The sequence below is a fragment of the Pseudoflavonifractor intestinihominis genome (assembly GCF_040096055.1).
GTDB lineage: Bacteria > Bacillota > Clostridia > Oscillospirales > Oscillospiraceae > Pseudoflavonifractor > Pseudoflavonifractor intestinihominis.
The window spans coordinates 44,017-68,371 of record NZ_JBBMFK010000006.1 but is presented as its reverse complement, the minus strand read 5'-3'; the positions used below and the strand labels follow the sequence as shown (position 1 = coordinate 68,371).

Genomic DNA, 24,355 nt, shown 5'->3' with positions numbered 1-24,355 from the left:
CCATCCCGAAAGGAGCAGCGGCCAATGAAAATTTCCAGAACCAGGAGTTCCTCCCGCCTCAGGACCATTCTGCCGACCGTATTGGTCTTGGCGGTGATCCTGGGCATTCTCGCGGGGCTGTACGGATACGCCCACAGCAGCCAGGAGGAACAGGGAGAGTCCCCCACGGCCTATGCCGAGTATGAATCGGGCACCGTACTCCAGATCCTCGCGGACAACTGCGAGGCGGACGAGGTGTCCGAAGGGGCCTACCGTGGGGAGCAGACCCTGCTGGTGGAGGTCACCTCCGGCCAGTACAAGGGCGAGACGCTGATGGTGACCAACGCCGTGGGCCCGCTGTACGGCGAGCCGGCTCAGGTGGGCGAGAGCATCGTGATGATCGTCAACACCTATTCCAACGGCGATCACACCGCCACGGTCTACGAGTACAACCGCATCCCCATGATCCTGGTGGTGGTGGCGCTGTTTGTGCTTGTGACCGTGCTGGTGGGCGGCGAGACCGGCGCCAAGTCCATTCTGGGCCTGGCGCTGACCGTGGCCATGCTGCTGCTGGTCTTCCTGCCGCTGCTGATGAAGGGTTGGGCCCCCATCCCCACCGCTTTCCTGCTCTGTTCCCTGATCGCCATCGTCTGCTTCGTCATTCTGGGCGGGTGCAGCAAAAAGATCGCCTGCGCCTGCATTGGCACCATTGCGGGCATGGCGCTGGCCATGCTCTTCGGCCTGCTGGCCCAGAAGCTGCTGCACCTGGACGGGCTGCGCGCCACCGACGCCGAGGCGCTGCTCCAGCTGCGCCAGACCGGTACTCCCGTCCATATCCGCGGCCTGCTGGTGGCGGGCGTCATCATCTCGGCCCTGGGCGCGGTCATGGATGTGGCCATGTCCATCGCCTCCGCCCTCAGCGAGCTGAAAACGGTAAATCCCCAGCTGACCGCCAGAGATCTGTGGAAGTCCGGCATGAACATCGGCCGGGATATGGTGGGCACCATGACCAACACGCTGATTCTGGCCATCCTGGGCAGCAGCACGGTGCTGATCCTGTACATGTACTCCCTGAGCCTGTCTTGGCACCAGCTGATGTCCTCCAGCTACATGGGCATTGAGGTCATCAGCTCTGTCTCCAGCGCCGTGGGCGTGATTCTGGCGGTCCCGCTGACCGCCCTGACCTCCGCGGTGATCTACGGCCGCAGCCAGGGGGCCCCCTCCCCCGCTGCCGGCGGCACAAAGGCGACGGGGAAAAAGCAAAAATAACTTCTCCGGGACGCAGAAGAGCGGACTGATTTTAGAAAAATCAGTCCGCTCTTTTTGCTTTTCAGTGCGAGGATGGGTATCAGGCGGTCTTGAGCCTGCGGTAGTAGCCGTCCACATAGGCCGTATAGACCGCGCCGCCCACCACATATGCGATGGCGGTCACGGCAAAGCCCACGGTCAGGCCGATGCTCTCCTGCATGAAGCCCATCAGCAGGGAGCCGATTCCGATGCCGATATCATAGGGCAGCATGTAGGTGGCGTTGGCCACGCCCCGCTTGGGGGCAGGCGTGGTGCCCGTCACAAAGGCCTGGAACAGGGGCTGGAGGATACCGTAGCCCAGTCCGAAGAAGAAACCGGCCACCAGCAGATGCACGCCGGTGCTCAGGAAGAGGAAGCTGACCATGGTGACGATCAGCACCGCCAGGCTGGCGTAGACCAGGACCCGGTGTTTTCCGGCGTCGATCATCTTCTGGGTGGACAGCTTGGACACCAGCATGCCGGCCACCAGGCAGATGTAGAAGTAGGGCAGGAAGGCCGTGATATCCTTCTCCTGGGCCAGGATGGAGGAGTAGGCGATGACCGCGCCGTAGGGGATCATCAGGAACATCATGTTGAGCATAAAGGGAACGGCGGGTCCGTAGATGGAGTCCTTGATGGAGAACTTCTTCCGCTCCACCTTGGGGTAGTGGATCCTGCAGCAGGACACGCAGATGAGGGCCACCACGGTAATGCCGAAGATGGTGAGGAAGGAGGCCTTGCTGCTCATGTTGTCCTGGACCTGGAGGCCCACATAGGGCCCCACCGCCATACCGATGGACACGGTGAAGGCGAAGCGGCTGATGCCCTCGGTGATCTTGGCCACGGGGAGCACGTCTCCGGCCAGCGTCATGGTGGCCGAGGCGCACACGGAGTACACCGCGCCCATATACAGGCGGACCAGGATCAGCGCGCCGAAGGCGGGAAACACGATGAAGGCGGGGAAGGACAGGCAGAACAGGGTGAGGAAGAGCAGGTAGACCCGGTAGCGGTTGAAGTTATCCAGCAGATATCCCGCCACGGGACGGAACAGAATGGTGGCCACGGACATGGCGGTGAGCACGATGCCCACCTTTGAGCCGGTGATCCCGATCTCCTGGCAGTAGATGGGGATGATGGGGATGGACGCGTAAAAGGCTGCCAGAACCAGCAGATTGGTGATGAACAGGAGGATGAATCTCCTGTTCCAGATTTTTTCGGTTTTTTCCATGCAGATAAAGCTCCTTTGCGTATCAGTCCTAATATAGTGGCAATTGCCACTATATTAGGATAGCACGGAACTGAGCCCGCGTCAATATCTGGTTGCATGTGCCACCAAAATAGATTATAATAATATCCCCATCCACCACACAGAGGAGGCCTGCATTATGCCTTACATCATGGACAGCCCGTTCAAGTCCATCTCCATCCTGTACCGGAAATCCCACATCTGGCTCAACAACGGCTGCGCCCAGTACGGCCTCACGGCCGCCCAGGCGGTGGTCATCCTGATTGTGTGTGATTTCAAGGCCCTGACCCAGGACGATATCACAAAGCGCCTCTCCCTGGACAAGAGCGTCATCGCCAAGACGGTGACCAAGCTGGAGGAGCTGGGCTTTATCGTCCGCACCACCAACGCCAGGGACAAGCGGACCTACGACATCTGCCCCACGGAAAAGGCCTGGGCGGTGTACCCCGCCATCAAGGACCAGATCGACGCCTGCTTTGCCCGCATGACCCAGGCCATGACAGCGGAGGAGCGGGCGGAATTCAAGCGCCTGCTGCTGCTGGCCACCGAGGCGGCCATTGCGCTGGAGGACTGAAACAGCAGGCCTTTGCGGCCTGTCCGGGCCGTCCAAAAGATCAGTCAGCCCCCCGGCTGAGCCGGGGGGCTGACTTTTGTTCTTCATTTTCTTGTATATACAGTAATGGATGGACAGCAATAAGTGAACCTGTTAATATAAGATATATTATTTCCCGAAAGATTGTTTGCTGAAAGGAGTCCGGCAAATTGCAAACAAGTTCTGTAAAAAATAGCTTTACCCGGATTGCCGTTGTCGTGATGAGTACGCTCTTTGTCACGAATGGGATCGTATCGCGGGATTGTGATCCGTTCAGATTTGCGATATGGGGAGGGGGCTGTATTGCCGACTTTCTGGGGGCGTCGTATAAAACGGTCTTTGAAGATTTCCAGGTGTATCGCCTACTGACATATGGATATGTGCAAACCACCATCTGGCACTTGTTGGCCAATATATTCGCCTTATGGTGGGTGGGCAGCTACCTGGAACAGAAGATTGGTACGGCATTCTTCTTTCTGATGTACCATACGAGCCTGGTGATTGCAGGCGCATCCATTTTTTTGTTCTATCCCAATAGCTTCAATTACGGCGCTTCGCCTGCTGTTTTTTCCTGCTTTGGCCTCCTGGCGCATTGGCTGGTTCGTAAAAAAGCATTGTGGCATGTATACAGGAATCAAAAAGGGTTCGTTTATTGCGCCTTCTTTTTTATTCTCTCAAATCTTTTCGGGGTAGCTTCTCTTGTGATTCATTTGTTGGGCTTTTCCATAGGCTTTCTTTGGGGTTTTTTCATCAGGGAACACAAAATATCTCTGGAATAATCGCCGCAGTCTTCCGCATTGTGCTCGCGAAATCTACATGACGATTTTAAAAATTTTAGAATTCACGAATCAGTAAATCAGTATATTTATCATCTGTTAAGACCAGATTTATTGGGGAGTGCTTCAGAGGGACAATATCAAGCGTTTGCGCAATTCATCCGCTCCTTTCTGCAAAAAAGCCCGCACCGGAGAATTTCCTCCCGGTGCGGGCTTTTTTGTTTTCACAGCGTTCAGATGGTGGTGATATCGATGGGACGCAGGTCGGCGCTGCGGCCCTGCTCCCGGACGGTGAGGATGGCCCGGGCGGTATCGATAGCGGTGACGCAGGGCACCGAGTGCTCCACGGCGGAGCGGCGGATCTTGAAGCCGTCGGAGCTGTGCTTGCGGCCCCGGGTGGGGGTGTTGATGACCAGGTCCACAGAGCCGGAGGCGATCATGTCCAGGATGTTGGGGTGGGCCTCGGACACACGGGCCACACGGCGGCACTTGACCCCGGCAGCCTCCAGGGCGTCGGCGGTGCCGGAGGTGGCCAGAATCTCAATGCCCATGTCGGCCATTCCCCGGGCAATGCCCACGATCTCGCCCTTGTCCTCGTCCTTCACGGTGACGATAACCCGGCCGTCCCGCTTGGGCACCTTCATGTTGGCGCCCTTGAAGGCCTTCAGCAGGGCCTGGGGGAAGGACTCGGCCAGGCCCAGACACTCGCCGGTGGACTTCATCTCAGGGCCAAGGCCGGTGTCCACGTCGGTCAGCTTCTCAAAGGAGAACACGGGCATCTTCACGGCGTAGTAGCTGGCCTCGGGGTAGATGCCGGTGCCGTAACCCAGGTCCTTCAGCTTCTGGCCCAGCATGACCTTGGTGGCCAGGTCGATGATGGGCACGCCGGTGACCTTGGAGATATAGGGGATGGTGCGGGAGGAGCGGGGGTTGACCTCAATGACGTAGATCTCGTCGTTGTAGAGGATATACTGGGCGTTGATGAGGCCGATGACCCCCAAGTGCCTGGCCATGTCCCGGGTGTAGCGCAGGATCATGTCCTTGTGCTTGTCCTCCAGGTGGAGAGGAGGATAGACGGCGATGGAGTCGCCGGAGTGGACGCCGGAGCGCTCCACGTGCTCCATGATGCCGGGGAGCAGGATATCCTCCCCGTCGAACACGCCGTCCACCTCCAGCTCCCGGCCCATCAGGTACTTGTCCACCAAAATGGGGTGCTCCTGGACGGTCATGTTGATGATCTTCATGAAATCGATGATGTTCTTGTCGGAGTAGGCGATCTCCATGCCCTGGCCGCCCAGCACGTAGGAGGGCCGGACCAGCACGGGGTAGCCCAGCTCCTTGGCGGCGGTGAGGGCCTCCTCGGTGGTGAATACGGTGCGGCCCTTGGCGCGGGGGATGCCGCACTGCTCCAGAATCTCGTCAAACCGCTCCCGGTCCTCGGCGGCGTCCACACCGTCGGCCGGGGTGCCCAGGATGGGCACGCCCATGTCGGTGAGGGCCTGAGCCAGCTTGATGGCGGTCTGGCCGCCGAACTGGACCACCGCGCCCCAGGGCTTCTCCAGCTCCACCACGGCCTCCACGTCCTCTGGGGTCAGAGGCTCGAAGTACAGCTTGTCGGCCACGTCGAAATCGGTAGACACGGTCTCCGGGTTGTTGTTGATGATGATGGTCTCATAGCCCAGGCGCTTGAAGGCCCAGACAGAGTGGACCGAGCAGTAGTCGAACTCAATGCCCTGGCCGATGCGGATGGGGCCGGAGCCCAGCACCAGCACCTTCTTCCGCTCGCTGGCGCCCTCGGTGCGGTGGGGGGCGGCGGTGGCGGCGGCGAGATAGGGGGCCTCGGGGATGTGGGGCGCCATCTCCCCCACCTGGGGCATGTGGAGCTCCTCGGCGGCCTCGTTCTCCTCGTCGTAGGTGGAGTAGTAATAAGGGGTCTGGGCCTCAAACTCGGCGGCGCAGGTGTCCACCATCTTGAAGGCGGGCTTGATGCCGCAGCTCTCCCGCAGGGCCTTGATCTCCTTCCGCTCCTTGCCGGACAGGGCAGCGATCCAGGCGTCGGAGAAGCCCATCTCCTTGGCCTGGCGCAGAGTGTCGGCGTCCAGGTGGCCGTGGTCCAGCCGGTCCTCCATGTCCACGATGAGCTTGAACCGGTCCAGGAACCACAGGTCGTACTTGGTGATCTTGTTGATCTTCTCGGGGGAGAAACCCCGGCGCAGGGCCTCGGCCACCACGAAGAGCCGCTGGTCGTCAATGTTCACCAGACGCTCCTCGATCTCCTCGGTGTACAGCTCGTCCAGGCCGGGCAGGCGCAGGGACTTCACCGGCAGCTCCAGGGAGCGGATGGCCTTCATCAGGGCGCCCTCAAAGGAGTTGCCGATGGCCATGACCTCGCCGGTGGCCTTCATCTGGGTGCCCAGGGTACGGCTGGCGGTGGTGAACTTGTCGAAGGGCAGGCGGGGGATCTTCAGGACGCAGTAGTCCAGGGTGGGCTCAAAGCAGGCGGTGGTCTTGCCGGTGACCGCGTTGGGGATCTCGTCCAGGGTGTAGCCCAGGGCGATCTTGGCGGCCACCTTGGCGATGGGGTAGCCGGTGGCCTTGGAGGCCAGGGCGGAGGAGCGGCTCACACGGGGGTTGACCTCGATGACCGCGTACTCAAAGGAGTCGGGGTTCAGGGCCAGCTGCACGTTGCAGCCGCCCTCGATCTCCAGAGCGGAGATGATGTCCAGGGAGGCCTTGCGGAGCATCTGGAACTCCTTGTTGGCCAGGGTCTGGGTGGGGGCCACCACGATGGAGTCGCCGGTGTGGACGCCCACGGGGTCGATGTTCTCCATGGAGCAGATCTGGATCACGTTGCCCGCGGAGTCCCGCATGACCTCGAACTCGATCTCCTTCCAGCCGGAGATGCACCGCTCGATGAGCACCTGGCCCACCCGGCTCAGGTGGATGCCCCGGTCGGCGATCTCCCGGAGGGAGGGCTCGTCGTAGGCAATACCGCCGCCGGTGCCGCCCAGGGTGTAGGCGGGGCGGACGATGACGGGGTAGCCGATGGAGGCGGCAAAGGCCACCGCGTCCTCCACGCTCTCCACCACGTCACTGGTGACGCAGGGCTGGCCGATGGCCTCCATGGCGTCCTTGAAGCCCTGCCGGTCCTCCGCCTTGCGGATGGACTCGGGGCTGGTGCCCAGCAGGCGGACGCCGTACTTCTGCAGAATGCCCTGCTCGTGGAGGTTCATGGCCAGGTTCAGGCCGGTCTGACCGCCCAGGGTGGGCAGGATGGAGTCGGGCCGCTCCTTCTCGATGACCTGCTCCACGCTGGCCAGGTTCAGGGGCTCGATATACACATGATCGGCGATGTCCTTGTCGGTCATGATGGTGGCGGGGTTGGAGTTGACCAGCACCACCTCCACGCCCTCTTCCTTCAGGGCCCGGCAGGCCTGGGTGCCGGCGTAGTCGAACTCAGCGGCCTGACCGATGACGATGGGGCCGGAGCCCAGCACCAGCACCTTCTTGATATTCGGATTCTTGGGCATTACCGCGCCCCTCCCTTCTGCTTCATCATGTCCACAAAGTTGTCAAACAGATACTCGGTATCCATGGGTCCGGGGGATGCCTCCGGGTGGAACTGGACGGTGAAACAGTTAGGCCGCTTGTATTTCAGGCCCTCCACGCTGCCCTCGTTCACGTTCACGTGGGAGATCTCGGCCACCGTCGGGTCCACGCTCTCCTTGGTGACCACATAGCCGTGGTTCTGGCTGGTGATATAGGCCCGGCCGTGCTCCAGGTCCTTCACCGGGTGGTTGCCGCCCCGGTGGCCGAAGCGCATCTTCCGGGTCTGGGCGCCGGTGGCCAGGGCCAGCAGCTGGTGGCCCAGGCAGACGGCGAAGAGGGGCAGGTCGGACTGGTAGAGCTTCTTCACCTCTTCGATGATGGCGGTGTTGTCCGCCGGGTCGCCGGGGCCGTTGGACAGCATCACGCCGTCAAAGCCGCCGGAGAGGACGGTGTCGGCAGGGGTGTGGGCGGGATACACCGTGACCTGGCAGCCCCGCTTCTGGAGGCAGCGGATCATGTTCTCCTTCACGCCGTAGTCCATCAGGGCCACCCGCAGCTGCTGCTCCCCCATGGCGGGGTACACCTGGGGCGCCTTGCGGGTCACGGCCTCCACCGTGCCCTCCACCCGGTAGGCCTTGATCTTCTCCAGACAGTCCTGGACAGAAAAATGCTCCGCACAGGTGATCATGCCGTTCATGGTCCCCTCGCTGCGGAGTATTCTCGTCAGTGCGCGGGTGTCCACGCCCTCAATACCGGTGATATCATATTGTTTCAGGTACTCGTTCAGGCCGCCCTCGCAGCGGAAATTGCTGCCCCGGGTGGTGAGATGGCGGACAATAAAGGCCTCCGCCCAGGGACGGGAGGACTCGTTGTCCTCGTGGTTCACGCCGTAATTGCCGATAAGGGGATAGGACATCACAATGCCCTGTCCGGCGTAGGAGGGATCGGTCAGGATCTCCTGATAGCCCGTCATAGAGGTGTTGAACACCATCTCGCACACACGGTCCGCGGTGGAGCCGATGCTGCGGCCCACGAAGGTCATGCCGTTGGCCAGGATCAAGGTCGCTTTCATCGTTTGTATCACGCCTTTCGTTCCTATCATTCGCTGTCAGAGCGCAAAAATATGCCGAAATCTCTTCCATGCTACACGAAAGGGAACCGAAACGGTTCCCTTTCCCATGCATTGCCCGCCGCCGCTTCCGCCGGAGGGCGCTCTGACAGTCTGTTATCTTATTGATTGTACTCTACTTGCCCCGTTTTGGGCAACTGTCTTTTTTCAGCATAAGTAAAAATCGTAATTTTATACAAAATAGCCCCTGGAATCTGGCTTTTCTGCTGGTAAACCGGTCTCTTTATTCAAAAATCTTTGTATGCAGCAAAATTATTTTTTGCTCACCCATCCTCTCCGGACGTCAAGTCCAACACCACCAGCTCGGGCCGGTTGAACAGGCGCGGGATCCGGGTGCTCTCCCTGGCCAGCCCCCGGCTGACCACCATGACCTGCTTCCCCAGGTCATACCGTCCGCCGGCGTACTTGGGGAACAGCCCCTGGTTGGGGGCCAGCAGGCCGTTAATGAGCCCGGGCACCCGCCACTGACCGCCGTGGGCGTGGCCCGCCACGGTCAGGTCGAAGCCATATCGTATGTACTCCTCCACCCGCTCGGGCCTGTGGGTCACCAGGATGGTGAAACGGCTCCCATCCGCCGCCGCGCCCACCTCTGCCAGCTGCTCTGTCCACGCCGCCGCGCCCACCGCCGGGTCGTCCACACCGCAGATGCGCAGCTTCTGGCCGTTGAGCGCCACGTCTTCCCAGTTCCCCGCCAGCACCACCGCGCCGCAGTCCGCCATGTTCTCCCTGATCTTCTCCACCCGGCCGCTCCAGAACTCGTGGTTCCCGGTGACATAGTAGGTGGGGTACTGCTCCGCCAGGGCCCGCACCACCGTGTAGGCGTCCTCCACGGGCAGGCTGGGGTCGTCATCCACAATGTCGCCCCCCAGCAGCACCAGGTCGGGCGCCTCCGCCGCCACCGCGTCCAGCAGGTCCCGCTGGCCAGGGCCGTAGTTGCAGCAGTGGAGGTCGGTGATCAGCGCCACCCGCACGCTGCCGCTCAGCTTCTCGCTTTCGAGCCGGTAGTGGGGCACGGTCAGCCGGCTGTCGAGCCCCGCAGCCAGGCCCACCACAGCCGCCGCCAGCACGCCGGCACAGATCAGTCTCTTTTTCCGCTTGGTAATGGGAAGCACCTCCCCGGTATATTTGTCTCTTATTTTATGTGCTTCTCCCCCCTTTCGTCAACGCCGGACAGCGCCTTTTCTGTGTTTCTTCCTCCCTTTAGTTTATTACGCCAAGCGGGCCTTCTGGTTATGTTTTTTAGATCTTATGTTTTTTCTCATCTAATCTTTTTCTCCATTACTTTTCCTGGTATATCTGCTGTCCGGACAGCCATACTGACATTGATCGAGCTCTATGCGGGAGGTCTTTCCATGATCATTGCCTTTCTGCGCACCATTATCCTCTATATTCTCATCATTGCCGGGGTGCGGCTCATGGGCAAACGGCAGGTGGGCGAGCTGGAGCCGTCTGAGCTGGTGCTGGCCCTGCTCATCGCGGATCTGGCCGCCGTGCCCATGCAGGATTTCGGCATTCCCCTGCTCTCGGGCATTATCCCCATCCTCACCCTGCTGTGCATCACCATGGCCATCTCCGTGCTCACCATGCGCAGCGTGCGATTCCGGGCCGTCATCTGCGGCAGGCCCAGCATCATTGTGGAGGACGGGAAGATCGTGCAAAAAGAGATGAAGCGGAACCGGTTCACCGTGGATGAGCTGATGGAGGAGCTGCGGATGAAGGGGGTCACTGATATCTCCACCGTCAAGTACGCCATTCTGGAGACCAACGGCCAGATCTCCGTGCTGCCCCGGGCCGGAGACCTGCCGGTCACTGCCGCCCAGATGGGCATCCAGACCGCTGATCCGGGCCTGCCGGTGGTGGTTATCAACGACGGCAGAGTGCTGGACCACAACCTCCGTGCCAGGGGGCTCAACCGCACCTGGCTGGACCGTCAGCTGGAGGCCCACAAGATAAAATCCGCCGGGGACGTGTTCCTGCTCACGGTAGACGGGCAGAATCAGGTCTATCTGGCCCGAAAGGACGTGACTGCCACGTGAGACGGCTGTGGATCGCCTGCGGCATTCTGGCCGCCCTCTTTGCCGCCACCCTGTACAACGCCAGCTACCTGGACCGGCTCACCGCCTCCCTGGCCGACCAGCTCACCCAGGCAGAGGCCCAGGCGGAGGCGGGCGACTGGGACCAGGCTGCCCGCCTCACAGATGCCGCCTTTCAGGACTGGGACGCCCATACGCTCTACCTCCACGTGCTCCTCCGCCACGCCGACACCGATGACATCAACAGCGGCTTCCAGGAGGTGGGGGAGTTCATCGCCTGTCAGGAGAGCGGCGAGTATTCCGCCGCCAATGCCCGGCTCATCACCCAGATCCGCCTGCTCTATGAGGCCGAGCAGCTCTCGCTGAAAAATATTCTCTGATCTATATCAGATTTTTCTCCCCCAGAGGGGCCGGCCCGGTCTCTCCGGGGGAGTTTGTCCCTGTAAAGGCCATATCCTCTCGGACTATATGCTCTGCCAGTCTTTTTTGGTGAAGACAAAGCCGCACTGTTTTTGCATATTTGATATCCGCAGCCAGCGGGTGATGTCGCGCTTTGCAGACGGATGGACGTCATCGATCGACCTGACTGCCGGAGAAAAACGAAAAATGCCCACAGGGTTTCTCCATGAAACTCCGCGGGCATTCTTTCTTTTACTTCAGGAAAAAGAAAAACCCTAGAACCGTTGAGGCTCTAGGGTTTCTTCTTGGCAGCGGGAGAAGGATTCGAACCCTCACATACAGAGTCAGAGTCTGCTGTGCTACCCTTACACAATCCCGCTATTTCTTTCGCGCTCTCGCGTCACTCGCAAGCGCAGGATTTATTATACCAGAATCTCGCGATTTGTCAAGCATGTTTTTCAAATATTTTTTATTTTTTTCGTCACGCAACACTTTATCCTTTTTCTACGCATTTTCCTTCTCTTTTCAGGCCAATTTATCTCTGTTTTTCAATATAAAAGCCGCCCGGAAGAAGGGCGTACACCCTCCTCCGGACGGCTCTCTCTGCGGCTCAGTACTGCTCGGGACGGCTGCTCTTGTTCTGAGCCTGGTCCTTCTTCTTGTTCTGGGGATTCTGGCCGTTGGTCTTATCCTGGGGATCCATGTTGGTTTTGTTCTGCTTCTCGTTCTGCATAAAGCTCACCTCGCTTTCACTGGCCCTATTATTCCCGCCGTCCCCCGGAAACTATACGAAAAAATTCCGCTTCACACAAAAATTTTTCCAAATAGTAATACCACATCCGTCCCACCCGTGTTATACTTTCTTATAAGATAACCCACACGATATTTTTCAGCGAGGAGGAGTCGGCTATGAAATGCCCCTTCTGTTCCAATCCCGAGAGCAAGGTGGTGGATTCCCGCCCTTCGGATGAAGGCGCCAGCATCCGCCGTCGCCGGGAATGCCTGGTGTGCCACAGGCGCTTTACCACATATGAGACCATGGAGAGCCTTCCCATGGTGGTGATAAAAAAGGACGGCAGCCGTCAGACCTTTGACAAGAGCAAACTGCTCAACAGCATGCTCCGGGCCTGTGAGAAGCGCACCGTCCCCTTTGACACCCTCAACCACATTGCCGACGAGATCGAGCTCACTCTCCAGAACGAGATGGACCGTGAGATCCCCTCCGCCCGTATCGGCGAACTGGTCATGGAAAAGCTCAAGGATGTGGACGAGGTCTCCTATGTCCGCTTTGCCTCTGTGTACCGCCAGTTCAAGGACATCAGCACCTTTATGGAGGAGCTGAACAAACTGCTCAAGGAGCGCTGAGCCTATCAATACAGCAGCAGAGGCCGCGTTGCGGCCTCTGCTGCTTTTCTGTTACTCTGTATCCGGCTGCCGGGGGGTCACAATTTCTCCATCCTGGCCGGCGGAGGGGTGGACGCTGCCCCCACCGGGCAGAGCGGACGGCCCGCCGCTCTGCTCTGTATCCGGCGCACCGGAGGGCTGGGGCCCGCTGCACTGGGAGAAGAGCAGCACCCCCAGGACCAGGGCGACGGCCGCCAGGACCGCGATCTTCCACACGGCCGGCACTCTGAAGGGCCGCCGGGGCTTTTTCTTCCCCTCACGGGTCCCGCTGCGGTCCAGCAGGTCCAGATCCTTGGCGTCCAGCACGTCCCGGAGGAGCGCCACCTCCTCCCGGCTGACCATGCCCGCGTCCAGGATCACCCGCAGCGCCTCCCGGTTGTACCAGCCGCCGGAGTCCCGCTTTCCGTCCAGCACCACGGGCTGGAGCATCTCCACCGTCTCCAGCACCTTGGACAGCTTCATGGGCCGGGCCTCTCCCGCCCCCTGGTACCAGAGGCAGATCTTGCCCTCGCCCGTCTTCTGTCCGATTATCCGGCAGGCCAGCAGCTCGGAGTACAGGTCTTCCCAGCGCTTCCCCGGCTCCAGCCAGACGCCCAGCCTGTGCTGCTGCCCCAGCACCCGGAGCAAATCTTCCAGCCGGTCCAGCAGACGGGGCCACGCCTCCCCCCACTCCAGCTCTGCCGCCTGGAGCAGGTCTTTTACCCCTGCACTCCGGTAACCGCTGTTGTCAAACCAGTCCAGCAGACGGTCCAGGCACGCCTCATCTCGGCGGCCCAGGGCCAGATAGGCCCGATAGCTGGTCATGCCCTCCAGCACGGCCCGCCGCTCCTCCAGGTGCTGCTGCCACGTCCGGTACCAGGCCTCCAGGGGCGCCAGCTCAGGTCCGCCGCCCAGCAGTCCGGTGATCTGGGCGTAGAACTCCCTGGCTCTGCTCTCGGACAGTCCGGCCTCCTCCAGGTGCTCCGCCGCCAGACGGGCCAGAGCGCTCCGGCAGCTGTGCCGGACCTCCTCCCGGCAGGGCTTCAGCCCGTCCAGCAACTCCCGCAGCCGATCCCAGTCCCATGCAGCCGGAATGGCCCGCTCAAAGGCCTCCTTCCGCAGGCGGTTGGCGGCCTCCGTCTCCCGGTCCAGTTCCTCCCGGCGCTGCCGCACCGCCTCCCGGTCCAGCGGTCCGTTCTCTCCGGCGCTGCCGCACCGGTCCAGGCGTCTGCCGTCCTCCGCCAGCTGCTCCAGGGTACGCCGCCCGGAGGAGAGAATCCGGTCCAGCAGACGGGCGGAGAAAATCCGGTCCACTCCCCGGTCCAGAGCCCGGAAAACAGGGCCGTAGACCGACAGGGCCTGGTCCAGCTCCTCCGGCGTGATGACCGCCATCAGCGTCTCATCCTGCCCCAGGGCCTGCTCCAGGCTGCCGGGAGCGCTCAGGCGGCTCCTCAGCTCCTCCTCTAGCCGGTCCCGCTCCCGGCGGCTCAGGTGCTGGCCCAGCTGGCTGCTGTACTGCCGCAGGGCAGTGCAGTCCATGGGCTTGCCGCTGAGCTGGTACTGCCGCCAGAAGTTCACATAACGCTCCTCCGTCAGCTGCTCCAACTCCTCCTCCCGCTCCAGCCGGGCGGCCACCGTGCGCAGCAGGGCGGGGTCCTCCGCCTCCCGGCGGATGAGCTCCGCTGTCTCGGGGCGGAGGGTATGGCTCACCGGCCAGGTCTCGTCGTCCAGCCGGATGGCCGACCGCTCCCCCGCCCGCACCATGGTGCCCTCCGGGGCGAAGAGGACCGCAAAGTTCCGCTTGCCCACCTCGTCCGGGTTGGTGGCAAAGCTGAGGTAGCGCCACAGCCCGATGGGCACACAGCGGAGCACGTCCTCCACGACCGTGCGGCAGTAGGCGGCGTAGTCCTGGCTGCCGGGCACCAGGATCACCAGGCTGCCGAAGTCGTTGGTCATGCCCCTGGACAGGCAGCAGCAGGCCAGCTCCGCCTGCCGCCCTGGACTCAGGGACAGCTGGCACCGCTCCTCTCCCAGGCCCGCCCCCGCTCTGCCCCAGCCGCTGCACAGCTCGGTCCGCTGGTCCGCCACGCTGCGGAAATCCGATTCCCCGGCAAAGCGGAAAAACGCCAGCTCATGGGCGGTGCTCTCCTCAAACCACTGCTGGAAGTTCTCAAAGAAGACGGCGTGCTGGTAGACCGCGCCCACGGTGCTGTCGGTCTGTGCGGCGCTGTAGGCCGACACCAGCAGCAGCCGGCCGCCGCAGGGCACGCACCGCAGGGTCTGGTTGCCCCGGCTCCGGTCCCCGGGCAGAGTGCCGCTGAGGCACTGCTCCTCCTCTTCCCGGGTCAGCGCACTCTTGGGGCAGGAGAAGGTCCGGTACTGCCCCGCATGTCCTTTGAGGATCTCGCCCGCCAAATTCTCTCTGTTCATCATCCTTACCTCCCTCTGAACAGCCCCAGCACGCCGCTCCGGCGGCTGTTGTGGGACCGGTAACCGCCGGAGCTCCGGCCGTACATCCCCAGGTTCTCCCAGGTCAGCCGGTCCGCTCCCTCCTGGTCCGCACGGTCCACGGTGTAATACTCCCTGTCCCCCTCCGCCGCCGGCAGATAGCCCAGCATGGCCAGCATCCACAGGAAAGGCGCCTCGGTCTGGAAGGGGCGGCGCTCCCCGGCAGGGGTCCCGTCCTCCCGGAAGCCGTGGCCGTAGTTGGAGGTGGCCAGGAAGGTATGGACGGGAAAATACTTCTCAAACGCCTGGATGAGCCGGGGATTCTGCTCTCTCAGGTACATCCGCAGCCGGTGGGCCCGGTCGCAGAAGTCCTTGGCCCGCAGCACCGGCGTGCGGTTTCCCTCCGCCTCCAGCCAGTCGCTGCTGGCGCCCGGCCGGTAGTCGTCCCGGTACAGGATGGAGCGGAACGTCCCGCCGGCCTCAATGGTGTCGCTCTTGCCCAGCAGGAACACCACCGGCACGTCCTTCCGGAACAGGGAGGACAGCTGGCTCATCCGGGCCGCCAGCTCGTCGGTGGGCGTGGCCTGCCGGCCCTCGCTGTACCCGTATTTGGCCTGGTCTGCCTTGTCCTCGTCCCGGATGCTGATCTGCCGCAGCTCCAGCTCGTCGGTGCAGTACCAGACGCAGTCCACATTCTGATAGAAATTCTGGTACTCCTTGAAGATGGCGTCGGCTACGCCCAGCCGCTCCCGGTCCAGATTGTACTCGCCGGGCAGGTCCACCACCGTGAGGATCAGATTGGTCTTCCGGCCCACCCGCACCAGCACCGAGAAGCGGGGAATGGCCTCGGCGTTGCCGGTCTTGGTGGCCTCCACCTTCCGGTTGGCGCTGTACGGCTCCAGGCAGTCGGCCTCAAACCGGAGCCAGCTCTTGTCGCCCTTCTCCTGCACCTCGCCGGCGTCCACGGTGCGGACGCCGTAGCTCTGCCAGCTGATGGCGCAGGAAGCCCGGTCGTGGACAAACACGTCGGCACAGGCCGCCAGGGCGGTGGATTTGGAGATCCGGGGGCCGCCCAGTACGGTCAGCACCACCTCGGGATACCGCCCCGCCCAGTAGGACATGACGCCGCCGCAGTGGGGACAGTGGCGCTGGTCGGCGATGACGTTGCCGTGGGTGTCCCGGACGGCGGTGATGTACACGTCGCCGTCCCCCTCCCGGTAGTACTGCACCTCCATCCGCAGCACGTGATCCTCCTTGGGGAAGCCGTCGCCCAGCATGAACTCCACCAGTTCCCGATATTCGGCCGGAACGCTGTCCCGCTGATTCCGCAGCTTTTTCTTCCATAGGGAGGTGGGGATGGCCAGCATGCCCCGGAACACGTCCCGGGCGCCGGTGGAGGTCAGGTCGCTGGTATGGCCCAGCAGATCGGACTCGGAGAAAAAGGTGGGCCCATAGCCCCGGTTGCTCCAGGTGTTCACCAGGCCGTCGAAGGCGCTGCTGAACCGCTCCACGTCCTCCCGGGCGCAGGCGGAAAAATAGGCCTTCTTCCACAGCTTGAACTGCTCGCTGAAATCAAAACACAGGTCGGAACTTCTCCCCTTCCGCCCGCAGTAAGGACAAATACACTCCATATGTTCTCTCTCCTCTCTCTCCGCCGTCACTGCCCGCCGGCGGTGTCTTCCAGGGTCTCGGGCAGCGTCAGGATCTTCTGCAAATGTGCGGCCCAGCTCAGCTTTACCGGCAGCGTCCGCCGGGGCCGCAGCAGGAAGGACAGCTGATACCGCTCCCCGTTCTGCTCCGCCTCCGGCAGGGGCACGGTGCCGAAGATGCCGTAATCCAGGCCGCAGTCCCCCGCCCCCAGGGGCATCGGGCTGATGATGGTGAACCGGCGGAAGCCGCCCTGCTCCCGCTGGCTGCGCAGTTCTACCCGCTGCCGCCGGCCGAAGAACACATCCCGGGCCGGGATCAGGGGCGCTCCGCTGTCGGCGTCGGCCAGGAAGCAGCGGTACAGCCCATCGGGCAGCCGGACATCCATCCTCCGGGGGCGGAAGTCCCGGGCCGGGTACACCGTCAGCTCCACCGGCCCGGTGCAGCCTCCCCCAAAGCAGCGGACAGGCTGGAGCACCAGCCGGGCCTTGCCCCGGCCCTCCAGCTCCTCCTCCGTCCAGGTGACAAAGTACCGCCGGTCCTCAAACAGGTTCAGTTCCACCTCTCAGCCCTCCTCTCCGCCGTCCGTGCGGGCGCTGATCCGCAGCTCCCACATGAGCCGCCGGCCCAGCCCGTCCACGGGCAGCACCCGCACAAGCCCCGTGTTGCTCCGGGCGATCAACTCCCCCTCCCGGTCCTCAAACAGGGGCTGTCCGGCTGCGCTTGTGCTCCGGGCCAGCAGGTCCAGGCTGTCCCTGTCCCACAGGAGCACCGTCTCCTCCCGGCCCGTGGCCCGGAAGGCGTCCTCCGCCCTCCGCCGTGCACCCTCGGCCAGCACCGCCGCGTCCTCGCCGGTGAACTCCGCCCGGCTGTACAGCCCGGCCAGCAGGGTGGATGGGGTCGCATCCCGCCAGTCCCCCGGCAGGTCCGCCCGCTGCCGCCCCGGACCCAGCTCCATGGCGCTGAGAACGGTCAGTCCCCGGGTCAGCTCCTCCTGCTTGTCCCGCGCCTGCCGCATCAGGCCGCTGTCCGCCTGGAAGAAACGGCTGATCTCCCCCCACCAGGCAGCCTCCGCGCCGCTGCGGACGCAGGACTCCCACAGTTCCAGCTCGTTCTCCACCTGGGCGAGCAGCTGGGCGGGATGGGCGCCCCGGGGCGTGATATCACGGCCCAGGGCCCGGTCCAGACGGAGCTTCCCGCTCCGCTGCTCCGCCCTGGCCTGCTCCTGAAAATAGAGGGCCAGCCCGGCGGCCTCGCCTGTGATCAGCCGCAGGGGCTGGCGGTAGCACCGCCCCGCCAGCTCCAGCCGCTCAATGTAGTTCCGGCACAGCACGGGCAGAACCGGCGTCACCCGGTCCAGCAGCCAGTCCTGGGGCGGACGGCCCTCCGGGCGGCCCAGCAGCTCCTCCAGCAGGGCGCGGGCGGAGATGGTCCCGCCTCCGGCGGCCTCACCGCCCAAAACCCGGGCAAGCCGACTTACAACGCCCTTTCCGCTCAGGCCCAGGCGCTCCTCCAGGCCGTCTCCTCCGGTGACGGGCAGGTCGCGCAGACGGGGCACTCCGGCCAGCACCGCCTCCATGTCCCGCTCGGTGGGTCCGAACTCCGCCTGGAAACGCGCTCCGGCCTCGGACCGGTCCCCTTCGGTGAGGGCCTCCAGCCTGTCCCGCAGCTGCCGGGCCAGGTCACGCTCCACCGCGCTGTGGAGGGTAGCTTGAAGCCGGACCGGCAGCCCGGGATGGCCGGAGATCAGGGGCTGGTCCAGACTGCCCGCCAGCAAAAGGGCGGCCAGGGTGTCCGCTCCGCCGGGCACCCCCGGGTCCACCAGCCACAGGCGGCTCCATCCGTTGTGAGTGCAGCTCAGCTCCGCTGTCAGACGGCACTGTTCCACCCGGACAGGCAGCCGGTCCCGGAAGGCCGCCCGCAGCCCGTCCAGACTGTCAGGCGCCTCCCGGCTCCATACCCACAGCACATACGCCCCGTCGGGGCACACCACCGCCCCCTCTCTCCGCTCCTCCGCCAGAGCCTCCAGACAGGCCCGGAGGTTCTGCTCCGGCCTGTCTCCCAGAGGACAGGGGCGGTACAGCGCCTGAAACCGCTCCGCCGCGGCGGCGCACAGCCCTGCGGCAGCCTCATCGTCCTCCCGCCAGGCCAGCACCGCCGCGCTCTTCCGGGGCAGCAGGTCTGCACGCGGCAGCACGTTCTTCACGCGGCCCCGGAGCTCTTCTCTCAAATTGGCTCTCACCGGCATCCATCCTCTCTCCAGGCATCCGGTCAGGCGCCGGACGGGCCCCAAAGGGCTCCGTCCGGCGTCCATATCCAGCTTACAGCTCGTCGATCATCCAGTCGTAGAAGCGGCGGATCTTGCCTGCCAGCTCCTCGCCCGCCTTGTCCTCGAAGTCGCGGGAGGCCATGGCGTAGGAGATGCCCAGCTCCTTGTCGGCCCGCTTCAGACCCCGCAGCTTCTCGCAGTAGTCCCGCAGGGCCTCCCGCTGCTCTCTGGCCGCCTTCAGGTCGGCGTCGGTGGCTTTCTCCTTCTGCTCGGCCAGGGCGTCGGTAAAGCGCTCATAGTCGTGGTCGCTGATGGCGTAGAAGGCCTGGGCTGCGTAGTACTCCTTGCAGTCCCGCTCCAGACGGCTCTCCAGCTCGCCGCTCAGGGGCTTCTCGTCCCCCAGCTCCATGTTCCAGCAGGCGCGCAGGTCGTCGTAGGCGATGAGGCCGCCCGTCAGGCACTTGAGGAAGGTCTGGCTCCGCTGGGCCTCCTTCTCCCGGATACCGGCGGCGGTGTTGTGGGCCTCCAGCAGGGCTTTCAGCTCCTCCACCACGGGGAAGGCCGCCTTCAGCTCCGTCCAGACGCCCATCTTGCGCCGCAGGCCCCGCTCGGCCAGCCGCTCGCCCAGGTCAGCGGGGGCCGGGTTGTCGGTGGTGGTCATCACCTGGTTGACGTACTTCAGGTCCTCTCTCACCATGGCGGGCTTGGGGAAGCCGTCGCTGTCCGGAATCTCCTTGTCCGCCAGAATGGCGCACAGCTCCGCCATGGTATAGGTCTGGTCCTTGTCCAGCTGGGCCACCGCCAGCAGGTCTCCGGCTGCGGTCCCCGGATTGGGCAGGTAGATGGCGTACTCCGCCGTGGCGCCGGCGGCGCCGGGGTTGGTCCGTACCTCCAGACCCAGCTCATCGGCCCGCTTCAGGTCCTCAACGGCCTCCTTGGCCAGGGCCGCCTCCCGCATGTCCCACTTGGGCACCGCACCGTGGAACAGGCTCTGGTTGAACAGGTTGGGGAAGCGGCTCCAGTCACGGCCGTTGTCGCCGTGCTCCATGTGGAGGCCTACTTCGTGGGGGTTGTCTTCATAGGTCTGTTCCGCCTCCTCCACCCAGCTCAGGGCCCAGGCGGGCACGCAGACGTACAGCCGGTAGAGGACGATCTCGTCCCGGGCGGAGCTGCGGTACACGCTGTCGCCTCCGTCCACCACGCCGTGGCCTACGGCATAGTTTGCGATGTGCTTGTCCAGCCAGCGGCAGCCGTCGGGCACGGTCATGTACTTGCTGCAGCCGCAGTCGTTCAGGGAGAAGCCGGCCCGGGTCTGGAGCAGGGCGCCGGCCTGGGTGCTCAGCTTGTCCACCAGCGTCTCAGCCGCCAGCGCCAGGGGCTTGTGGCCGTCCTGGTCCTGGTCAGGGGGGAGCTGGGGGATCTTGGCGTCCTTGTTGCCCGAGTAGAGCTTGACCAGGAAGCTCTCCATGGTGTCGTTCACCACCTGCTTAAACTCGTCCTGGATGAACTGGCGGATGAGCGCCGCCGCGTCAAAGGCCGCCTGGCCCTTGCCCTCGGGCGGATCCAGCTGGGTCCACTCGTCCTTCTTGCTGCACAGCAGGTCCACAAAGGCCTTGGCCTTGCGGGTGATCTCCTTCTGGGGAAGCAGGTCGTCCAGATAGTTCATGACCACCTTGGTGGCCTCCTTGCCGCCGGTCAGGTCGATGGGGGACCAGGAGAAGGAGCGCTGGAACAGGGCCTGGTGCTCCTCGGTGTTGGTGAGCAGGCCGGCGTTGCGCTCGATGAGCCGCTTGAGCTCCTTGATGACAAAGGTGTATACGTCGTAGAGGCCGCTGCCCATGGGGATGACCAACTGCTGCTCCAGCTGGCCGTACAGCTGCTCCACACGGGCCCAGTCCTCGTTGCGGCCCAGCAGACCCTTGGATTTGGCGGCGGCGTAGCTGGCGAACTTGCCGTCGGCGTGGAGGACCCGGCGGATCTCGTTCATCATGTTGACCATGTAGTAGGGGCCCTTCACCCGGAACACCTCGTCCGCCTTGGCGGTGAAGCGCTCCTTCATGGGGTTGAGGCGCATGGCCGCCTTGACCTCCTTGGGGGAGAGGTTGGCCTCCAGCAGGAAGCGCTCGGCCAGGGCGCTGTCCGGCTCGCCGCAGCGCTCGAACTGCTCCCACACCTTGTCAAAGACCTTCTTGGCCACATAGACCGTCATCAGGTCGATGGGCACCACACAGGAGGAGTAGCCGATGACGTTGTAGCAGTAGTTGGCGTCCCGGGGAAACACCCGGTGGCTCTGCCGGCGTACCGCCACATCGCTGATGGGCGTCCGGTTGCAGAGGAAGGAGTCCACCATGAAAGGCTCGTTGCCCGCCTTGGCCTCGGTGGTGCAGATCATGTTCAGGATGGAGTTGGCCACCACCTTGCGGGCGGTGTCCGCCGGGTCGCCGAAGAACACGCCGCCGTCCGCCACGCCCTCCACCAGGGTGCAGAAGTCGAAGATGTTCTCGCTGATCTCCACCTTGAAGGTGCCGTACTGCTGGCGGAACACCTCGCCCCGGCTCTGGAGGCCCATGAAGTAGTCGATCTCCTTGAGGGCGGCGTATGCGTTGCGGTTGCCTTTATCACGGCGCACCTGGTCGGGCTCGCTGCCGCAGGCGCTGGGCAGCATCAGGTAGGCCGACACGCCGGTCTTTTTGTACCGGGCCACGCTGATATTTCGGATGATCTGCCGGGTAAGGAAGGGCAGGTCCACCATGGTGCCGCCGCTGGTGCCGCCGGCCAGGCCGGCCAGGAAGATGACGTTGAGGCGCATGCCGGCGGGCTTGCCCTCCAGGAGGCGGTTGACCGCGGTGGTCAGGGCGGTGCTCAGGGCGGCGATGGTGTTGGGCTGGCTGAGGCGGACCCGGCCGGGCTGCCGCCATGCGGCTGTGCCCGAGCTGTCAAAGCCGGACTGGGAAGACATGGTGATGGCCTTACCGCCGGTCACCTCGTACAGCTCGGGGTCCACCCACTCCTTCATCTGAGGGGAGATGATGGCCGGGTTGATGGACTCGTGGGCCCCCTCAAAGGGCAGCTTGAGCACCTCTGTACTGTCAAAGCCGTACTTGTCCTGCAGCTCGCCCAGCTCATTGTAGGCCGCGTCCACCGCCAGAAACGCCACTTTGTCGGCCAGCTCTTTGGGGTCCACCTTCCACTCCAGCTGCTTGCGCACAGTGCACAGGCTCTTGTGGCCGTTGCCGCCACTGGAGATGAAGAGGAACAGCTCGTCCACCAGCTTGCGCTTGTGGGTGGAGATGACACCGGTGCCCTCCAGGTAGTCCAGGGTCTGCAGGTTGGCCTTCACGCGCTTCTTGTGAGTATCGTTCATACGGAATCCTTCCTTTCTCTCTTGTCCGATGTTGGATGTTGTGTATGGGTCACGGGGCCGGAGCGGGGCTCAGTCCTCCAGGGGAATCCACTCCACCTCGATGGTCAGGCCCCTCTCGTCGTCCCGGAAAACCTCTCCGCCCAGGGCACGGCTGTCCCTGCCCAGGCGATAGGTCCTGTACTTGCGCCGCCCGCTGGTACGGGTGACCATGCGGATGCGGTTGCTGCCCGAGGACAGCGCTCCCCTGGCCTCCTTCACCGCCTGGACGATGCGCTGCATCCCCATGCTGCCTGAGCCGGGGTCCAGGCTGTTCATGATCAGGGTGTACAGCGTGAACGAGCTGCCCCGGGGCGGGGCGATGGTCTCCACACTGTACCCGTCGCCGCAGGCGCAGGTGACGGTGAAGTCGCCGGGCAGGCGGAGGGTCCGCTGCCGCAGCAGCAGGGCCGCGGCTATGAGGGCCGCCAGCGCCGCCAGGATCAGAGGCAGCCACACCAACAGGCTGAAGGTGACCTCCACGGTACCGGGGATGTCCCACACCTGCCCCAGGCTGTCCACGGCATGGACGGTAAAGGCCGCCTCTCCTGTCTGGAGTCCCCGGACGGTAATGACGCCGCCCTCTCCGTGGGTGATGTCCAGCACCTCCTCAGGTGTCCAGGCGGCGCTCTCCACCGTCAGGGTCACATTGTCCCACCCTGCCAGGAAGCGCTCCGCCAGGTCCACGTCCACCGAGGCCCTGTGGCCCACGGACACCTGGATGGGCTCGCCGCCCATGGTGAACTCCAGGGTCTGCGCTGTGGTGCGGGCCATCTGTGCGGCGGTCACCGACGCCTCCGCCCGATACCGGCCGGGGGCGGGGACGGTGAACGTGCCCACAAGGGCGCCCGCCTCCTCGCTGTAGGCCAGGGCTATGGTCTGGCCCTCGCCCCCCGCCTCCGGTGTGACGGTGCAGGAGGCGCCGCTGAGGGCGGCATAGAACGCCTCGTCCTGGGGCTGGTCCATGTAGAGCACTGTCACCCTGAGGGCGGCGCTGCCGCCCTGGATCTGGCTCTCCATCTCAAGGGTGATGCCGGTGACGGGCACCAGTGTGACGTCGTAGGACACCGGGCCCTCGGTGCCCAGGGTCCAGACGCCCTCCGCCGGGGTCATGATGGTCATCAGGGCGTAGCCGTTGCCGCGGACAAGCCGCACCGAGCTGCCGCTCAGGTCCACCTGGCCGCCGCTGGGGTCCCAGAGGCCCAGACCGCCGATGTCGCCGTCGGATATAATATAGATGTTGGCACAGAAGATGCCGGGGCTGGTCAGGTCCACGTCGTAGTAGGTCCAGCCCTCCGGCCCCGGCCCCGAAGGGCCCGTGGGCGGAACGTCCGTACCGGCGGAGCCCATCATCATGCCGAAGATGGCGTTGTAGAAGTCGCTGACCTCCTGGCGAGAGTCGGTGATCAGGTAGTTGACCCGGGAGGCCCCGCCGGCGTCGTTGCTGTCGGGGAGCAGCAGGCCCTCGCCCGACTGGGTGCTGTTGGCAATGTTCCAGATTTCCGCCCGGCCCTGGTCGTTGATTCGGCCCTGGTAGTTCAGACCCACCACGTAGATCTCGCAGTCCAGCTGCCGGGCCGCCTCCAGGCCCTCGGCCATCATGGCGGCGGAGCGCTCCATCCCCTGGGCGGAGAGGGCGTCGGTATAGCCGTCGGTGAAGAGGATGATCATGTTCTTCCGGACGCCGTCCTGGGCGTTTTGGAGCATCTCAGTGCCTGAGAGCACCGCACGGCCCAGGTCTGTGGCGCCGGTGTTCACCTTATCATAGGTGATGGCGTCGATCTCGCCGGTGAGAAAGGCCACCTCCGCCTCAGTGGTCAGCTCCACCGGGATGGTCTCTGTCTGGGCCTCCGCGCTGAAGGAGATGACGCCCACCCGGGAGCACCCGCCGTCCCTGCCGGCGGCCTGTGTCATCATGCTCTCGGCGTAGAGGGAGTTGACGAACATCCCTGCCGCCGATACCGCCAGCCGCTCCGGGTCGGTGGCGTTCATGGAGCCGCTCTTGTCGATGAGCAGGGCGATGTTGTAGGGCTGGCTGCCGGTGCTCTCCGCTGCCGCCGCACAGGGCGTTCCCCATCCCAGGCCGCTCCACGCCAGGCAGAGCGCCGCGGCCAGCGCCGTCAGCGCCAGCCGCACCGTGTCTCGCTTCTTCATTTCGGTTTCCTCCTTTATATTCCGCTCTCCGCGTCTCACGCTGTCTGTACTTTGTTCTTTGTCA

17 protein-coding genes and 1 tRNA gene are annotated in these 24,355 nt (G+C 63.7%); 6 read left to right on the top strand and 12 right to left on the bottom strand.

Going from position 1 to position 24,355, the window contains the following annotated elements:
- Positions 1–24 precede the first annotated feature (24 nt).
- Positions 25–1,248 carry a YibE/F family protein gene (locus WMO64_RS05305; RefSeq protein WP_349231253.1) on the top strand — a complete coding sequence of 408 codons (1,224 nt, stop codon included), beginning with the start codon at positions 25–27 and terminating at the stop codon, positions 1,246–1,248.
- A 79-nt stretch (positions 1,249–1,327) separates the two neighbouring features.
- Here the strand turns inward: WMO64_RS05305 and WMO64_RS05300 are convergent, their stop codons facing one another.
- Positions 1,328–2,494 (bottom strand): MFS transporter, encoded by a 1,167-nt coding sequence (locus WMO64_RS05300; protein WP_349231252.1) that lies wholly within the window; start codon positions 2,492–2,494, stop codon positions 1,328–1,330.
- 157 nt (positions 2,495–2,651) lie between these two features.
- Between WMO64_RS05300 and WMO64_RS05295 the strand changes: the two genes are divergently transcribed.
- Together WMO64_RS05295 and WMO64_RS05290 are read left to right on the top strand one after the other, a co-directional pair.
- On the top strand, positions 2,652–3,086 hold the full coding sequence (locus WMO64_RS05295; RefSeq protein WP_349231251.1) for a MarR family winged helix-turn-helix transcriptional regulator: 435 nt from the start codon (positions 2,652–2,654) through the stop codon (positions 3,084–3,086).
- Positions 3,087–3,274: 188 nt separating this feature from the next.
- Positions 3,275–3,883, top strand: a complete 609-nt coding sequence (locus WMO64_RS05290; protein ID WP_294517420.1) for a rhomboid family intramembrane serine protease — start codon at positions 3,275–3,277, stop codon at positions 3,881–3,883.
- A 230-nt stretch (positions 3,884–4,113) separates the two neighbouring features.
- On the opposite strand, the gene carB is transcribed toward WMO64_RS05290, so the two are convergent.
- From carB to WMO64_RS05275, 3 genes are all read right to left on the bottom strand, one after another.
- A complete protein-coding gene (gene carB / locus WMO64_RS05285) occupies positions 4,114–7,410 on the bottom strand; it encodes a carbamoyl-phosphate synthase large subunit (protein WP_349231250.1) in 3,297 nt (1,098 codons plus the stop codon).
- Complete coding sequence (locus tag WMO64_RS05280) at positions 7,410–8,501, bottom strand: carbamoyl phosphate synthase small subunit (protein ID WP_349231249.1); 1,092 nt, start codon at positions 8,499–8,501, stop codon at positions 7,410–7,412. The genes carB and WMO64_RS05280 overlap by 1 nt, the downstream gene beginning before the upstream one ends.
- Positions 8,502–8,821: 320 nt before the next feature.
- Positions 8,822–9,670: a metallophosphoesterase gene (locus WMO64_RS05275; protein ID WP_349231248.1), complete on the bottom strand. Its 849-nt coding sequence runs from the start codon at positions 9,668–9,670 to the stop codon at positions 8,822–8,824.
- A 240-nt stretch (positions 9,671–9,910) separates the two neighbouring features.
- Here WMO64_RS05275 and WMO64_RS05270 point away from each other — a divergent pair, with 240 nt between their 5' ends.
- Together WMO64_RS05270 and WMO64_RS05265 are read left to right on the top strand one after the other, a co-directional pair.
- Positions 9,911–10,594, top strand: coding sequence for a DUF421 domain-containing protein (locus tag WMO64_RS05270; protein ID WP_294517428.1), 684 nt, complete (start codon positions 9,911–9,913; stop codon positions 10,592–10,594).
- Positions 10,591–10,971, top strand: a complete 381-nt coding sequence (locus WMO64_RS05265; RefSeq protein ID WP_349231247.1) for a DUF4363 family protein — start codon at positions 10,591–10,593, stop codon at positions 10,969–10,971. Before WMO64_RS05270 ends, WMO64_RS05265 begins: the two co-directional genes overlap by 4 nt.
- A 325-nt stretch (positions 10,972–11,296) precedes the next feature.
- Here WMO64_RS05265 and WMO64_RS05260 read toward each other — a convergent pair.
- Positions 11,297–11,370 (bottom strand) — tRNA-Gln (locus tag WMO64_RS05260).
- Between the two features lie 230 nt (positions 11,371–11,600).
- Positions 11,601–11,723 (bottom strand): hypothetical protein, encoded by a 123-nt coding sequence (locus tag WMO64_RS05255; RefSeq protein WP_294517433.1) that lies wholly within the window; start codon positions 11,721–11,723, stop codon positions 11,601–11,603.
- Positions 11,724–11,899: 176 nt separating this feature from the next.
- Here WMO64_RS05255 and nrdR point away from each other — a divergent pair, with 176 nt between their 5' ends.
- The gene (gene nrdR / locus WMO64_RS05250; RefSeq protein ID WP_294517436.1) at positions 11,900–12,355 is read left to right on the top strand and encodes a transcriptional regulator NrdR; all 456 of its coding nucleotides are present in this window, start codon (positions 11,900–11,902) and stop codon (positions 12,353–12,355) included.
- Positions 12,356–12,406: 51 nt separating this feature from the next.
- Here nrdR and WMO64_RS05245 read toward each other — a convergent pair whose 3' ends face one another.
- The 6 genes from WMO64_RS05245 to WMO64_RS05220 form a co-directional block, all read right to left on the bottom strand.
- Positions 12,407–14,806 carry a hypothetical protein gene (locus WMO64_RS05245; protein WP_349231246.1) on the bottom strand — a complete coding sequence of 800 codons (2,400 nt, stop codon included), beginning with the start codon at positions 14,804–14,806 and terminating at the stop codon, positions 12,407–12,409.
- Between the two features lie 2 nt (positions 14,807–14,808).
- Positions 14,809–16,452 (bottom strand): hypothetical protein, encoded by a 1,644-nt coding sequence (locus WMO64_RS05240; RefSeq protein WP_349231245.1) that lies wholly within the window; start codon positions 16,450–16,452, stop codon positions 14,809–14,811.
- Between the two features lie 26 nt (positions 16,453–16,478).
- Positions 16,479–17,030 carry a hypothetical protein gene (locus WMO64_RS05235; RefSeq protein ID WP_294517444.1) on the bottom strand — a complete coding sequence of 184 codons (552 nt, stop codon included), beginning with the start codon at positions 17,028–17,030 and terminating at the stop codon, positions 16,479–16,481.
- A 3-nt stretch (positions 17,031–17,033) separates the two neighbouring features.
- The gene (locus tag WMO64_RS05230) at positions 17,034–18,698 is read right to left on the bottom strand and encodes a hypothetical protein (protein WP_349231244.1); all 1,665 of its coding nucleotides are present in this window, start codon (positions 18,696–18,698) and stop codon (positions 17,034–17,036) included.
- Between the two features lie 91 nt (positions 18,699–18,789).
- On the bottom strand, positions 18,790–22,101 hold the full coding sequence (locus WMO64_RS05225; protein ID WP_349231243.1) for a tubulin-like doman-containing protein: 3,312 nt from the start codon (positions 22,099–22,101) through the stop codon (positions 18,790–18,792).
- A 69-nt stretch (positions 22,102–22,170) separates the two neighbouring features.
- Complete coding sequence (locus WMO64_RS05220; protein ID WP_349231242.1) at positions 22,171–24,291, bottom strand: VWA domain-containing protein; 2,121 nt, start codon at positions 24,289–24,291, stop codon at positions 22,171–22,173.
- Between the last annotated feature and the right edge of the window lie 64 nt (positions 24,292–24,355).